The sequence below is a fragment of the Thalassolituus sp. genome (assembly GCF_984348125.1).
The window spans coordinates 131,150-146,288 of record NZ_CFHJLR010000003.1; the positions used below are offsets into that span (position 1 = coordinate 131,150).

The window sequence follows — 15,139 nt, forward strand, 5'->3', positions numbered from 1 at the left end:
GTGGCGAGCTGCAATGCAGGCGGAACAATAAGGACTGAAGGTTAACGGCCAGTTTCACTGAATGCCTGCCGTACCTCTTTCATATAGAGATCGAACAAGCCTTCTGCTTTCATTTGAGCAAATACCTCAGCCAGAGCATCCGCAAGATCAGTATACTGTATATTGAGGTAAGTATAGTGCGGCACTTGCTCTTCAATATCGGAGATATAAATCCCTTTACCACGAAGCCTCAAATCATCCGCATCCAGCAGCATACGGCCCCTGAAATCTACCAGCACATCGGTACGCCCCGCGATCAACTTAGCGATGCCCTGTTCAACTTCCGATACCTCAGAGAGGCTATCCTCATCAATGTATTCAGAAAGTATCTGCTCCAGCGGCTCGACACCGCGGACAAATTCGACACGATAGTCTTTCCTACGAAAGTCTTCCCATTTGGTAATTTTCAAATCAGGATCGGTTACGGCAACAGAAAAGGCCACTTCAAGCAGCGTCTGATTGACCCGTACAGCCTGAGGGTACACTTTGCTATACCCTTCTGGACGGATGGCCTCGGCATCAACCTGCCCCTGCTCTAGCAACATACCGGATCGAACTGGCGGATAGACACGTGCAACAAACTCACGATCCAGCCGACGGAAGGCCTCCCTGACCACCATATCGTACCAGCGCATCGTAATACTCTCGGCAGGATCGGCAGAGTAAGCGATGACGAACGGGGCCTCGCTCACATCCGCACCATCATTGCTGGCCAGACACAGCTGCCAGGGTAGCAGCGCTGACAGCACCACAACCCAACACTTCACTAATGCCTGAAAGCCCAAAGCCTGACTCACTTCACCTTCCGGGAGATCAACAGAATCATAACAATCTCAATATCGAACCATATTTCAGGATAGTTGAAGTATGCCGGAAGGCACAAGATAAAGAGCTTTGGTCGCCACTCAACTGAAGGGAATCTTATTCCCAGCAAATACACGGTTAAGCTTTCAAATCACCCTGTAGGAGCGATTCAGCCAGCTTGCCTGGCTATTCGCGATACCCTGCTCGATGAAACCTAATCCCACGCTTGTAGGAGAGAATCTTATTCCCGACAGCGTATCGGACAATACACGGTTCAGGCTTCAAACCACCCTATAGGAGCGATTCAGCCAGCTTGCGTGGCTATTCGCGAACAACCTCAGCAGTGACCGGCGCTGTGACGTCTATGTAAACCGGACTATTATGCCTGCATCTAGCTGAAGTATAATCCATTGGATTACACTAATAACCATGCAGACAATTGTAGAGCTCCCTGAATTTCAGAAGCGAGCTAGCAATCTTTTCACGGATGAAGAGAAGCTGAGTATTATCAATTACTTAGCACGTCATCCTATGGCTGGCGACATCCTGCAAGGAACTGGCGGAATACGAAAGCTACGGTGGTCTGCTCAAGGGCGAGGTAAAAGCGGTGGTGCACGTGTCGTGTACTTCTACCATAACGGAACCATGCCCCTCTTTCTTCTGACTGTTTTTGGGAAGGGTGAAAAGGCTAATCTCAGCAAGGCTGAGCGAAACGACCTGGCCAGACTCACCGACCTGTTACGTAAGCATTATGGTGATGTTGATGAGTAATGCATTCGCAAGTATCGAACAAGGGCTGAAAGAAGCCGTCGAGTTTTCTAAGGGCAAATCCCAAAAAGCCGTCATACATGAGTTTGGCCCTTTAGATGTTAAGGCTATCCGGGCAAAACTGGATATGTCACAGAATGAGTTTGCATCTGCCTTTGGCATCAGCGTCAGTACCCTGCGCCACTGGGAGCGCGGTGATCGCTCCCCTCAAGGTCCGGCTTTGGTATTGCTGAATGTTGTGGCGAGGGAGCCTGAGCTGGTGTTGCGGGCGCTGGCGGACTGATTAGAACGAAGCTTTCGTAAAATGGGGGTATTCGATGAAAGATGAGTACGATTTATCAGAAATGAAGTCGCGTAAAAATCCTTACGCTTCAAAACTGAAGAAATCAGTCACCATGCGCCTGAGCGAAGACGTGATTGAATACCTTAAAGACATGGCCGAAGAAAAAGGCATCCCCTATCAGAGCCTGATCAACCTGTACCTGCGCGACTGCGTAGCGCAGCATCGTGAAGTGGATATTTCGTGGCATTCGAAGTCTTGAGATTCTGATTTCTGCGGTAGCAATTCAGTCAGTATTCCCAGGCTATTTTCGAATCACCCTGTCTGTGATTCTAGGAATCAGATGCTATGGGACATGATAAACCACTTCATCTAGCAGATTACCCGACAAGGACAATGTTTTCTGTTCTTTAATAATCTCTCCGCCTAGCGACACAGCAATTTTCCTGCTTGCCAGATTCTTCTTCTCAACTGGGTAGATAAAGTAACTGAGTTTCAGATTCTCAGAAGCCCAGTCCCTCAGGCAGCGCACGGCCTCCCGACCCAAAGCGCTTCCATGAGCGCATTTTTTAACCCAGATACCTAGCTCTGGAGTAAGTGAAGACTCACGAGAATGCAAACCAGCACATCCGAGGAATTGCCCTTCAGTATCAACTATTACAAACACTAACTCTTCCGAGCGCTGCATACCTTCAATACTGCTGCGAATGAACTCAAGCGTTTCGGAGATATCCTGTGGTGGAGGCGGCATCATGTAGCGAGTAATTTCTGATGTGAATTCGCGATAAATATCCTCTCGAAACCGTTCAGAAATAGGAGTCAAGGAAATGCGTTGAGAAACGATAACCAGATCTTCAAAGCTTGATATCGGATTATTAAAAGTCAGTTGGTGCATTGTGTACTACCTCCCCTAATTTCAGCCAAATAAGCATGAAGAAACCTAGAAACGTCCTTCTGCAACTCAGTGCTTCTAAGTAATTCATATACTTCATCAGGCGTTTTACCAATAAGGGGGATACGCAAAAAATGGTCCTCAAAAAATTTACTACTTACCGTCGAAAGAACCAGCCTCAATGAATAAAGCATATCATCTCCACGATGAGAGGCATGCGCTAACGCTACTGGTTTATCGACAATTTCAAATCGAGAAACCATCCAGTCGATTGCGTTCTTCAGCCCGCCGGGAATGGCTCTGACATATTCTGGGCTTGAGATAATCAGGCCATCGCACTCCTGAACTAACTTGATAAAGTCACAAACCACATCTGGTGTTAAGGCGCCTTCTGCATCTGGAGAGAAAATGGGTAGGGAATCAAGACTACTGAAAACTGTAAGTTCGACCCCTTCGGGGGCCGTATCCTTCATTGCATTCAACAAGGCTGTATTCGTAGATAATCTGCGGGAACTTCCTGATATAGCGAGTATTTTCATAGCATCCTAGCTAACACGGTAATTTCATAAGTAGCGTACCTCCACAATCGGTATCGCTCTCGGGACAAAGAATAGCCTCCGGCTGCTAGTATAGAAAGCGCCCTTTCATCCAACCAGATTGCCAGACTACTCCATATACACTGCTCGATAAAACCTTATCCGGTAATTGTATGAGGGAGTCATATTCCTTCCTACAGTGATACCCGCAGTTGATCGCGAATAGCCAAGCAAGCTGGCTGAATCGCTCCTACATGGTGTGATTTACCTATAGATTCCCAGAGAACCAAAAAGCCGCTAATCATTACTGACCAGCGGCTTTCTTTATGGGCAGGCATGGTAGGCATCGCCTACCCTACACAGGCAATGCAGTTAGTTCTCAAAGGAGTATTGCAAAAGCGTCGCTGACGACGAATTGGCTAGGCAAATCTGAACGAAAAAGCGCAGTTTACGTGTAGTAAATGAGCATTTTGAGTTCAGATTTAACAACTCCAAGTCGAGTAAAGCAGCTTTGGCTTACTCCTTAGTTTTCAGAACACCACACCCGCGCATTTCTGAACATACGCATCCAAGCACCGTCCTCGTCCCAGTCGCCTGGAATATGGCTGTTCTGGATCGCGCGGAATACACGCTCTGGGTGCGGCATCATAATGGTGACGCGGCCGTCGGCAGCGGTCAGGCCGGTAATACCCTGCGGTGAACCGTTCGGGTTCAGTGGGTATTGCTCGGTGACTTTGCCGTAGTTGTCGGTGTAGCGCAGTGCAATCTGGCCTGCCAGTTCGTCGATGTCTGATTCGTCGGCGAATTCTGCACGACCTTCCCCGTGGGCGATGGCGATTGGCATACGTGAGCCGGCCATACCTGCGAGGAAGACAGAATCCGATTCCTGAACTTCAACCATAGCAACACGGGCTTCGAACTGTTCGCTGGTGTTGCGAACGAAGTGCGGCCAGTGCTCAGTGCCTGGGATCAGTTCGTGCAGGTTGGAGAGCATCTGACAGCCGTTACATACGCCCAGTGCGAAGGTGTCATTACGCTCGAAGAAGGCTTTGAACTGACCACGAGCCTGTTCGTTAAACAGAATCGATTTCGCCCAACCTTCACCGGCACCCAGTACGTCGCCGTACGAGAAGCCGCCGCACGCCACAAGACCACGGAAGCCTTCAAGCGTTACGCTGCCCGACAGGATGTCGCTCATGTGTACGTCAACAGTGGCGAAACCAGCGCGGTCGAAGGCCGCAGCCATTTCGATCTGACCGTTAACGCCCTGCTCACGCAGAATCGCTACCAGCGGACGCTCGTCGCCCAGATCCGCTGTAATATCTTCATTAATATCGAAGGTCAGTTCAGCGTGGATACCCGGATCTTCTGCATCGAGCAGAGCATCAAATTCCTGCTTCGCGCAGTCGGCGTTATCACGCAATGCCTGCATTTCGTAGCTGGTCTGTGCCCACAGGCGCTGCCAGGTCACGCGGCTTTCGCTGAGGAATTCTTCGTCCTGGAAGCTGAAGGTAATCTGGTCGTCGTCATTCAGCGTACCGATCACCTGAGTGCAGTCCCCCAGACCCGCCGCTTCAAACTGTGCCAGTACTTCTTCCAGATCGTCACGTTTTACCTGCATGACTGCACCTAGTTCTTCAGCGAACAGGGCTGCGGCAAGCTCATCTTTGTTTTCTGCTAATAAGTCCAGTTTGATATCCAGACCCGTATGCGCAGCGAACGCCATCTCGGTCAGGGTGGCAAACAGACCACCGTCTGAACGGTCGTGGTATGCCAGCAGTTTGCGATCAGCGTTCAGGCCCTGTACCACAGCGAAGAAGGCTTTCAGGTCTTCTGCGTCATCCAGATCCGGCGCAGTATCACCCACGCGGTTGAATACCTGTGCCAGACAGGAAGCACCGAGACGGTTCTGACCACGACCCAGATCGACCAGAATCAGGTCAGAGGCTTCGTCAATGCGCTTCAGTTCTGGCGTCAGTACTTTGCGTGCATCAGACACTGGCGCGAAGCCGGTGATGATCAGTGACATAGGCGCAGTAACGGCCTTGTCTTCTCCTGCATCATTCCAACGGGTCTTCATCGACATAGAGTCTTTACCCACAGGAATAGTTACCTGCAGCTCTGGGCAGAGTTCCATACCCACGGCTTTTACGGTGTCGTACAGTTTGGCGTCTTCACCTTCGTGACCCGCTGCACACATCCAGTTAGCCGACATTTTGATGTCAGCCAATTTGTTGATGGGTGCTGCGGCGATGTTGGTGATGGCTTCGGCCACTGCCAGACGACCAGATGCTGGTGCGTCAATAAGTGCAACAGGGGTACGCTCACCCATCGCCATCGCTTCACCGGCGTAGGTGTCGTAAGACGAGGTCGTTACGGCAACGTCAGCCACTGGCACCTGCCAAGGGCCAACGAACTGATCACGCGCAACGGTACCGGTAATAGAACGGTCACCGATGGTGATCAGGAAAGATTTGCTCGCCACGGTAGGCAGCGTCAGGATGCGCTTAGCGGCGTCCGTCATGTCTATTCCGGCGCTGGTGAAGCTCTCTTCGGCTTTGCCACGGGTCGCAACGTCACGGTGCATACGTGGAGCCTTACCCAGCAGGACTTCTAAGGGCAGGTCTACCGGGCTGTTGTCGAAGTGGCTGTCGGTCACGGTCAGGTGTTCTTCTTCGGTGGCGATACCGACTACGGCGTATGGGCAGCGCTCACGGGCACAAATAGCGTCGAACGCGTCCATGTCTTCTTCCGCAACGGCCATTACATAGCGTTCCTGAGATTCGTTACACCAGATCGCCAGCGGGCTCATGCCCGGCTCGTCGTTTGGTACGTTACGCAGTTCAAACTTACCGCCACGGCCGCCGTCAGATACCAGCTCCGGGAAGGCGTTAGACAGACCGCCCGCACCTACGTCGTGGATAAAGGCGATTGGGTTTTTGTCACCCAGCTGCCAGCAGCGGTCAATAACTTCCTGACAACGACGTTCCATTTCTGGGTTTTCACGCTGTACAGAGGCAAAGTCTAGGTCGGCATTCGACTGGCCAGAAGACATAGACGAGGCAGCGCCACCGCCCAGACCAATCTGCATCGCAGGGCCACCCAGTGCGATCAGGCGTGCGCCAACAGGGATATCACCCTTCTGTACGTGCTCGTCACGGATGTTGCCGTAACCACCCGCAATCATGATTGGCTTGTGGTAACCACGAACTTCGCCATCGTGCTGCAGTTCGAACGTACGGAAGTAACCACACAGGTTCGGACGACCGAATTCGTTGTTAAATGCTGCACCACCGATAGGGCCTTCGATCATGATATCGAGGGCAGATACGATGCGATCAGGCTTGCCGTACTGGCTTTCCCATGGCTGTTCGAAGCCCGGAATTTTCAGGTCAGATACAGTAAAACCAGTCAGACCCGCTTTTGGCTTAGAGCCTCGGCCAGTTGCGCCTTCGTCACGGATCTCGCCGCCGGAGCCGGTTGCTGCACCAGAGTGCGGTGCAATCGCGGTTGGGTGGTTGTGGGTCTCAACCTTCATCAGGATGTGCATTTCTTCCTGATGGTAAGAATATTCACGGCCATCTGGATTGGGGAAGAAACGGCCAGTGTGATGACCACGGATCACAGAGGCGTTGTCTTTATACGCAGACAGGATGTTTTCGTTGTAACACTCGTAAGTGTTTTTGATCATGGCGAACAGGGATTTGTCCTGGTCTTCGCCGTCAATCGTCCAGCTGGCGTTAAAGATCTTGTGACGGCAGTGCTCGGAGTTCGCCTGGGCGAACATCATGAGTTCGACGTCAGTCGGGTTGCGATCCAGCTTTATGTAGTTTTCAACCAAGTAGTCGACTTCGTCGTCGGCCAGAGCCAGGCCCAGGTTCTGGTCAGCAGCGATCAGTGCATCACGGCCACCACCCAGAATATCAATGGTGCTCAGCGGCGCAGGCTCAGCGTGAGAGAACAGGTTCTCAGCGGCGGCGCTGTTTTCAAGTACCACTTCAGTCATGCGGTCGTGCAGTGCTGCAGCCACGGCATCACGGTCAGCTGCTGTTGCACCCTCAACGTAGTAAGCAACACCACGCTCAAGACGATCCACATTGCTCAGGCCACAGTTATGAGCGATGTCGGTTGCCTTAGAAGACCATGGCGAAATCGTGCCAAAACGCGGTACGACTAAGAACAGCTCACCCGCTCCGTCTTTCTGCTCAGCCTTTGGCCCATAGCGCAGAATGCGCTCAAGGACAGTGAGTTCAGCGTCATTCAAATCGGCTTTCAGATCAGCAAAGTGCATGAATTCGGCGTACACGCCGGTTACTGCTGGCACCGCTGACTGCAGCTTGTTAAGGATTTTGTTCTGACGGAATGAGGAAAGCGCCGGGGCGCCACGCAGCTCAAGCATGGTGGTTCGACTCATAACAGGAAAAAAATGAGGCCGAATTGTACTGGATCAGCCCTTCATCTGCCATACGGAAGGTGAAGCAATAGAAAAACAGATATGACTGAAAGAACAGTCTGTTCCTGAGGTCAGAGTGGCATGTTGTGCCAGACAAACTCTATTTTCTGTATATATTTCAAAGTACTACCTGCAATTCACTGCTTAAGGCGAAGGTAAAATTCTCCCGCATCGCTGTTTTAACTCATTCACAGGAGCTAAACTCTCAAGTCCAAGGGAGATGTAAAATACTTATGACCAGGCTGCTGAACACCATAAGGAATACAAGACGTGTACTGACCACACTCGTTGTGGTTGCACTGCTTGTGAGCAGCCGACACCCCACTCTGCTCGACCGGATTATTGAAGATGGTCGTCTGATCGTTGTTACACGTAACAATCCCACCACCTATTATGAAGAGCGCCACGGCGCGACAGGGTACGAGTACGAACTCGTCGAGTCTTTTGCGGATTACCTGGGCGTAGAGCTTGAACTGATGGTCGTTGATAATCTGCAAACAGCCATGGAAGCTCTCGAAAATGGCGATGCACATATATCAGCAGCGGGGTTCACCAAAGAGCAGACATCAGGCTACCCGGTTGTGTATGGCCCAACCTACTCCTCAATATCAGAGCAGATCGTTTACCGTCTGCGCACCACAAAACCTGAATCGATTGAAGACCTGCAAACCGGGCGCCTGATGGTTCCGGCTAAGTCACGGCACGCACGTACGCTCAGGCACTGGCAGAAAACCGAGCTGCCCTCGCTTTCATGGCGGGAAACCAGCGAGCTGGATGCGTCTGACCTGCTGCAGATGGTGTCTGACCGCGAGCTGGATTTTACGCTGGTGAACTCGAACGAATTTCGCCTCATGCGTTCGTACCTTCCGAACCTCGATGTCGCATTTACTCTGGGTGAAATTCAGACCGTTGCCTGGGTTATGCCGCGCCGCGCAGATGACTCTCTGCGCGACCGGACTTTCGACTTTTTCTACCGCCCCGAGACCGGCGTACTCATGGCCGAACTGTCTGAGCGGTTTTATGGTCACGTCGGGCAGTTTGACTATGTCGGCGCTCATCGATTCCTGCGTCATAGCCGCAAGATCCTGCCGCGCTACGAGAAAGACTTCAAAGCAGCCGCGGAGAAACACGGTTTCGACTGGCGCCTGCTCGCCGCTATGGGCTATCAGGAAAGTCACTGGAATCCACGCGCGCGTTCATTCACAGGCGTCAGAGGCCTGATGATGCTGACCCTGAGAACCGCAGGGGAACTGGGCGTTACCAACCGCCTCGACCCATCACAGAGTATTGCTGGCGGTAGCCGTTACCTCGCTGGGTTACGCGAGCGTCTGGATGAGTCAGTGCGCGAGCCGGACCGCACCTGGATGGCGCTGGCCGCCTACAACGTCGGCTTCGGCCACCTTGAGGATGCCCGCAGACTGGCGGAGAAACTGGGGCGTAACCCGGATCTGTGGATCGATGTGAAAAAGGTACTGCCGTTATTGACTCAGCAGCGCTACTACCGCCAGACGCGTTATGGCTATGCGCGTGGCCAGGAGCCAGTGACCTATGTTCAGAATATCCGTCGTTATTACGATGTTCTGATCTGGAATGAAGAACAGGTTGTCGCAGACGAGACCGACAACGACAGCATTCAGGACTCCGATGTGCCCGTGACGGTTATTCCACCCCTGCTCTGAAGCGCAAAGTACTTAAAATTCAGTCTGCCGCAGGCGAGGCTTTCTTGAGCTTCTTTTTACCTGCTCTTCGCGCAGCAAAAAACTCGGTCATGGTGGTAGCACATTGCTCAGCCTTTACGCCGCCCACGACCTCTACCTGCCAGTTCAGAAAGGGCTTTTCAAAGAAGCACTCAGCGCTTTCCACCACGCCCGCTTTGGGCTCGGTAGTGCCGTAAACCACCCGCCCGATCCGGCTGTGAATAATCGCACCTGAACACATACTGCAGGGCTCGACAGTGACATAGAGCGTCGCGCCACTCAGCCGGTAGTTTCCGATCCGCTGTGCAGCATCACGAATCGCGTTAACCTCCGCGTGAGCAGTTGGGTCGAGACCAGTGATCGGCGAATTTGATCCGACGCCAATGATTTTGCCGTCGCTGACGATCAAAGCCCCTACTGGCACTTCGCCCTGCTCTGCAGCCAGAGCTGCCAGCTCAAGCGCACAGGCCATTCCCGCCTCATCATCGGCAATGTCGAGGCCGCACAGACTCACAGGATCAACTGCCACTGTCCCAGCCTCTGTCGTCGAGTTCGGTATTCGCCTGATCGTCTGACTTAAGCACTTTTTCCAGATCGGTGGCGTGCTGTTTGGCAACCGTCAGATACTTCTTATCGTCCTCGATTACTTCACTAAGAGCGTACAGGCTCTTCTTGTCGTGGTGCTTAAACAGCTGTGCCGCTCGTTGTGCCTGGTAGGCACGGAATCCCATCAGCGAAAGTGCCATACGGCCCATCGACAGCGCCGAATCAAAGGTTTCCCGCTCAATATGGTCAGCACCGGCGTGAATTAATTCAGCGGCCTCACGGCGCCCAGCGGCTCGCGCCAGAATCTTAATATCCGGATGATGACGCTTAACCTGATGGATGGTTTTCAACATCCGCTGATGATCATCAATCGCCAGTACCAGCAAATCCACGTCTTCAATGCCTGCGGTTTCCAGCAGATCCATCCGGGCGGCATCACCGTAGTAAACTTTGTGGCCAAAGTTACGGACAAGATCCACCTGAGCAGCATCGTGCTCAAGTACGGTAATTTCAAAGCCGTTCATACGCAACAGACGCCCTACAATCTGGCCAAAACGACCAAACCCTACAAGGATCGCCTTCCCTTCCGGTTGTTTAATCGCATCGTGGGGACGTTCGGATGCTTTCACTCCGCGCAGGCGCGGCAACACAAAGCGCTCATTGATAACAAACAGTAATGGTGTCAGTGCCATCGATAAAGCAACAACAAGCGTCAGTGGGTCAATAATGTATGGCGGCAATACATCCTGCGCAGATGCAAAACTGAACAGCACAAAAGCAAATTCACCGGCCTGCGCCAACGAGAAAGTAAAGATGGCATTACTGCGGCTACTGAGGCCGAAGGCCTTACCCAGTACCAGCAGAATCACCAGCTTAACCAGCACCAGTCCGCCAACCATCGCAAGAATTGGCCACGGATTTTCCATCAATAGAGCGAAGTCGATAGACGCGCCCACAGAGATAAAGAAGAGCGCCAGCAGCAGCCCTTTAAAAGGCTCGACCTCGGCTTCTAATTCATGGCGATATTCAGAGTTCGCCAGAACCACACCAGCGACAAACGTACCCAGCGCCGGAGACAGACCAATGTGCTCCATCAGTAAAGCAATGCCGACCACCAGAAAGAGTGCTGTCGCAGTAAACATTTCGCGTAGACGGGTTTCAGCAATAATGCGGAATACCGAGCGGCTCAGCCAGCGACCGACAACAACGATCCCGATAACCACACCCAATACCATCAGAGCACTCTGATAGCCCGGCAGATTATGTTTATCACTATAAGTACCGACCTCAGCCACCGCCAACAACGGCAGCACGGCAAGCATAGGAATGACGGCAATGTCCTGAAACAGCAGCACGGCAAATGCGGACTGGCCGCTGTCATTTTTCATCAGACCTTTTTCGTTCAGGGTCTGAAGAACAATTGCGGTAGATGATAACGACAGAACCATGCCGACGACGACCGCATGCTGCCAGTTGTCGAGATAGATAAGCGCTATACCGGCAATCACGGCAGTAGTGAGTACGACCTGCAACCCACCCATACCGACAATAGGCACACGCATACGCCAGAGCTTTGATGGATCCAGTTCCAACCCCACGAGGAACAGCATCATCACCACACCGAACTCAGCGAAGTGCATAACTTCTTCAATGTCCTGACCAATCAACCCCAGCGCAAACGGCCCGATAACCGCTCCGGCACAGAGATAGCCGAGAACAGACCCCAGCCCCAGGCGCGCAGCAATAGGTACAGCAATAACCGCCGCGGCCAGAAACACGAACGCCTGCATCAGAAAACCAGTTTCATGCATCGGTCGGGAACTCCTTAAGGTACTTCAACAGACAAGACCGATATTGCTCAGCGGCTTTATCTATATCCTCATCCGGAGAGTGGCGTCCGTGATACACCTCAAAGGTTGGTTTCATATCGAGATGACAGACGTTGGCCATACGCGGATAGTGGTGAAAGTAATCACTCAGTGGGCGCTCATTAACACCTGTTTCACTGTAGGTATGCTCAGGCGCGCCGGCTGTTAATACGACCCACATCTGCTTTCCAGCCAGACGCTGCTGCTTACGCCCGTACGCATAGCCGTATTCGAGTACGAGATCCTGCCATTCACGCAAAAGCGCTGGCATGTTGTACCAGTAAACAGGATGTTGAATTACGATAACGTCGTGTTCCAGAAGCAGCTTCTGCTCGGCCTCTACGTCGATAAAGAAATCCGGGTAGGTTTCATACAAGTCATGTACGGTGACGTTATGCAGGTCACTGATCCTGTTTAACAAAGCACGATTCGCCCGCGAGCGCTGATGCGCGGGATGAGCATAGACAATCAGAGCCTTGGCCAATATCAGCCCCCTACTTTTTTGACAGTAAATCCACGCTTAGTCAGCTCAGAGACCAGCAGATCACGCTGTTCGCCCTGAATCTCAATCACACCATCTTTGAGAGCACCGCCCGTACCACACTTCTTTTTCAGTTCTTTTGCCAGTGTTTTCAACTCACTACCAACAAGAGGCACGCCCGACACCAGAGTCATGACCTTGCCGCCGCGACCTTTGGTTTCACGCGCGACCCTGACAATACCGTCGCCCTCGGGCACCTGCTCCTGATCGCAGACACACTGATCAACAGGCTCGCCGCAACCCGGGCAGGCACGACCGAATTCAGTGGAATAAACCAGACCACCAGATGAAGATTTTTTAGACATGACGTGTTTCCGTTGTCAGAGCAGTTCAGCTGGAAACTACCCTAACCGTGGAATGGGTTCAATCAGAGGAGCCGTTCAGAAGAGTACATTATCTCTGGGAAACTTAAGAACCACCATAGTGCCGTGACCTTCCTCACTGGCCATGCTCAATTCGCCGCCCTGATTCAGCATCAGGTTGTAAGCGACGGTCAGGCCAAGGCCGGTTCCTTCGCCGACGGCTTTACTGCTATAGAAGGGGTTAATCGCTTTTTCCAGTTCACCAGCACTCATGCCGCACCCGCTGTCTTTGATCACCAGGTTGATGTTGGCATCATCGACTTCTGAAGCAATTTCGATGTTGCCGCCCGCTGGCATTGCCTCACAGGCATTTTCCAGTATTTTCCCAAGGATCAATCGCATTTGCGATGGCACAACCTCGACCTCAAGATCCTCGTCGACCAGACTGATCAGTCGGATTTCATCTCTCTGGCAGCCATCGACGGTACGAACAGCTTCGCGTAACAGATCATTCAGCCGCACTTTCTCCCGCGCGAGAGAATCAGAATCGGCAAAGGTTCGTAGTTCACTGATGATGTTCCGGACACGCTCAAGGCTATGTTTCGATGCTGAAATTAACTCTGGCCCATCGTCTTTCACAAAGGCCAGGTCAATCGCCTCGCGCATTTTCTCCAGCGCTAAGCGCAATTCGTTATCGTTAATTTTATCTTCGGCATGCTGATACTCTTCGGCGAGGCTGATCAACTCACTGAGATATTCACTCAACGTCGCGATATTGCTGTAAACCACAGCGACAGGATTATTGATTTCGTGAGCGACGCCGGCAGCAAGATGCCCCAGAGAGGCCATTCGCTGGGCTTGCAAAAGCAGCGCCTGCATTTTTTGCAACTGATCAAGGCTGGCTTGCAGGTTAGTATTACTCTCGTGCAGTTCGCGCGTTCGGGCATGTACCTTTTCTTCCAACTGCTCATTCAACTGCTTCGCTTTCTGCTCAGCGGCCTGTCGCCGCTCCATCTGCGATTGCATCGCCGATAAGAGATCACGCATCTTCGATGTCAGGTCATCCAGCTCTGTACCAGCCAGCGACTCCTCGACTTCGATATTAAGTTGAGTAGGACTATGAATGTCGGTTTCGATCAAGCGCCGGGTCAGGCGTCGGACCGGCCCAGTCAGACGTAAACGAAGTACAATCAAAAGAACAACGATCAGTGTCACTGTGCGGCCCAGATCTGCCAGAAGCACAATGATTGCGCGGCGCTCGAAACCTGCGTTGATCTCAGATTTGTCAGCAAAAAGCGTGACTTCCCCAATGACCGACGGCGGCGCGGCGTTGGCCGTGCGATACTGCTGAGGCACGAAGAGCTCGGTGGTGAATTCCAGTAACTCCTGACGACCAGACACACTGCCCTGACGGATCATAAAGTCAGTATTTACTTCGCTGACCTGGGCAGCAACAACCCCAGGGTGGGTGAGCATACTATCGAGCCCTGCGGTCAGACTGCGTTGATCATAGTTATACAGTGCCAGCGCAGCCGTAGAGGTAGATCGCTCTAACAGGGTATTAACAGATTGATCAAAATTTTTCTGTGCATCGCGATAGTCCACCACCATCTGTATGCCGCTGAAAACGAGTCCGGCAAGAAGGCTCCAGATTACAACCTGAAGGGTGAGCTTTTTATCGATCGAAGTCACTGGCGACACTCAGATTCTGTAATGTATCCCGAAGTATAGACCCTATCGGGGAATTGGAATCGCAGTACGGTCCACAACTTTACGCATTACAAATGAAGAGTGTACGCCGCTGACGCCTTCAATCCGTGTCAGGGTGCCCAAAAGAAACTGCTGATAGGCGTCCATGTCCTCTACCAGCACCTTAAGCACATAATCGGCTGACTGGCCGGTAATCAGATAGCACTCCAGCACTTCCGGGCAGGCGGTCAGCTTCTCCTCGAAGTTATTGAAACGCTCTGGGGTATGACGGTCCATGCTGATATTGATCAGTGCCAGCAGGTCGAGGCCAAGCTTACGGGCGTCTAACAACGCCCGGTAGCCCGTGATCAGCCCGCTATCCTCCAACGCTTTCACCCGGCGCGAACACGGCGAGGGCGACAAGCCGACTTTATCCGCCAGCTCAAGATTACTGAGACTGCCATCCTGCTGCAGGAGCTCCAGGAGGTGTCGGTCGGTGCGATCAAGCACCACAGGAGTTGTTTTAGCCATCGCCCCGCCTTTGAAAGCAATATCTAACCAATAAAAGTTGCAATAAAAGTATTTTATTGCTCAATTTAAGGTTTTAAAAGGCATATTTGCAATCATTACTCGCAAAAAGAGGCATACACTATATCCATACTGTGAAGGCAGCCGGTGACTCCAATCAGAGCCCGGTGGCGGAAAGCTCAAAAGGCTGACCGAA

General features: G+C 52.2%; 14 protein-coding genes. 4 read left to right on the forward strand and 10 right to left on the reverse strand.

The window, feature by feature from the left end; translation table 11 throughout:
- Positions 1-41: 41 nt before the first annotated feature.
- Complete coding sequence (locus tag AC5E51_RS03265; RefSeq protein ID WP_301378120.1) at positions 42-836, reverse strand: hypothetical protein; 795 nt, start codon at positions 834-836, stop codon at positions 42-44.
- Positions 837-1,272: 436 nt separating this feature from the next.
- Between AC5E51_RS03265 and AC5E51_RS03270 the strand changes: the two genes are divergently transcribed.
- The 3 genes from AC5E51_RS03270 to AC5E51_RS03280 are packed head-to-tail and all read left to right on the forward strand — an operon-like array spanning position 1,273 to position 2,153.
- On the forward strand, positions 1,273-1,614 hold the full coding sequence (locus tag AC5E51_RS03270; protein WP_301388770.1) for a type II toxin-antitoxin system RelE/ParE family toxin: 342 nt from the start codon (positions 1,273-1,275) through the stop codon (positions 1,612-1,614).
- Positions 1,607-1,894, forward strand: coding sequence for a NadS family protein (gene nadS / locus AC5E51_RS03275; RefSeq protein ID WP_301388771.1), 288 nt, complete (start codon positions 1,607-1,609; stop codon positions 1,892-1,894). The genes AC5E51_RS03270 and nadS overlap by 8 nt, the downstream gene beginning before the upstream one ends.
- A 34-nt stretch (positions 1,895-1,928) precedes the next feature.
- Complete coding sequence (locus AC5E51_RS03280; RefSeq protein WP_301378085.1) at positions 1,929-2,153, forward strand: CopG family antitoxin; 225 nt, start codon at positions 1,929-1,931, stop codon at positions 2,151-2,153.
- An 84-nt stretch (positions 2,154-2,237) separates the two neighbouring features.
- Here AC5E51_RS03280 and AC5E51_RS03285 read toward each other — a convergent pair whose 3' ends face one another.
- From AC5E51_RS03285 to purL, 3 genes are all read right to left on the reverse strand, one after another.
- A complete protein-coding gene (locus tag AC5E51_RS03285; RefSeq protein ID WP_301378084.1) occupies positions 2,238-2,786 on the reverse strand; it encodes a GNAT family N-acetyltransferase in 549 nt (182 codons plus the stop codon).
- Positions 2,774-3,322: an NADPH-dependent FMN reductase gene (locus AC5E51_RS03290; protein WP_301378083.1), complete on the reverse strand. Its 549-nt coding sequence runs from the start codon at positions 3,320-3,322 to the stop codon at positions 2,774-2,776. Before AC5E51_RS03290 ends, AC5E51_RS03285 begins: the two co-directional genes overlap by 13 nt.
- A 520-nt stretch (positions 3,323-3,842) precedes the next feature.
- A complete protein-coding gene (gene purL / locus AC5E51_RS03295) occupies positions 3,843-7,718 on the reverse strand; it encodes a phosphoribosylformylglycinamidine synthase (RefSeq protein ID WP_491778120.1) in 3,876 nt (1,291 codons plus the stop codon).
- 287 nt (positions 7,719-8,005) lie between these two features.
- Between purL and mltF the strand changes: the two genes are divergently transcribed.
- Entirely contained in the window at positions 8,006-9,451 is a 1,446-nt protein-coding gene (mltF, locus tag AC5E51_RS03300) for a membrane-bound lytic murein transglycosylase MltF (RefSeq protein WP_068435505.1), read from the forward strand.
- 19 nt (positions 9,452-9,470) lie between these two features.
- Here mltF and tadA read toward each other — a convergent pair whose 3' ends face one another.
- From tadA to AC5E51_RS03330, 6 genes are all read right to left on the reverse strand, one after another.
- Positions 9,471-9,998: a tRNA adenosine(34) deaminase TadA gene (gene tadA / locus AC5E51_RS03305; RefSeq protein ID WP_491778121.1), complete on the reverse strand. Its 528-nt coding sequence runs from the start codon at positions 9,996-9,998 to the stop codon at positions 9,471-9,473.
- Positions 9,988-11,826: a monovalent cation:proton antiporter-2 (CPA2) family protein gene (locus AC5E51_RS03310; RefSeq protein WP_076515057.1), complete on the reverse strand. Its 1,839-nt coding sequence runs from the start codon at positions 11,824-11,826 to the stop codon at positions 9,988-9,990. Before AC5E51_RS03310 ends, tadA begins: the two co-directional genes overlap by 11 nt.
- Complete coding sequence (locus tag AC5E51_RS03315; RefSeq protein ID WP_076515058.1) at positions 11,819-12,367, reverse strand: NAD(P)H-dependent oxidoreductase; 549 nt, start codon at positions 12,365-12,367, stop codon at positions 11,819-11,821. The genes AC5E51_RS03310 and AC5E51_RS03315 overlap by 8 nt, the downstream gene beginning before the upstream one ends.
- Positions 12,368-12,369: 2 nt before the next feature.
- Positions 12,370-12,729: a translation initiation factor Sui1 gene (locus tag AC5E51_RS03320; protein ID WP_068435511.1), complete on the reverse strand. Its 360-nt coding sequence runs from the start codon at positions 12,727-12,729 to the stop codon at positions 12,370-12,372.
- 75 nt (positions 12,730-12,804) lie between these two features.
- Entirely contained in the window at positions 12,805-14,418 is a 1,614-nt protein-coding gene (locus AC5E51_RS03325) for a sensor histidine kinase (protein WP_491778122.1), read from the reverse strand.
- A gap of 42 nt (positions 14,419-14,460) precedes the next feature.
- Entirely contained in the window at positions 14,461-14,946 is a 486-nt protein-coding gene (locus tag AC5E51_RS03330; protein WP_068435515.1) for an Lrp/AsnC family transcriptional regulator, read from the reverse strand.
- Between the last annotated feature and the right edge of the window lie 193 nt (positions 14,947-15,139).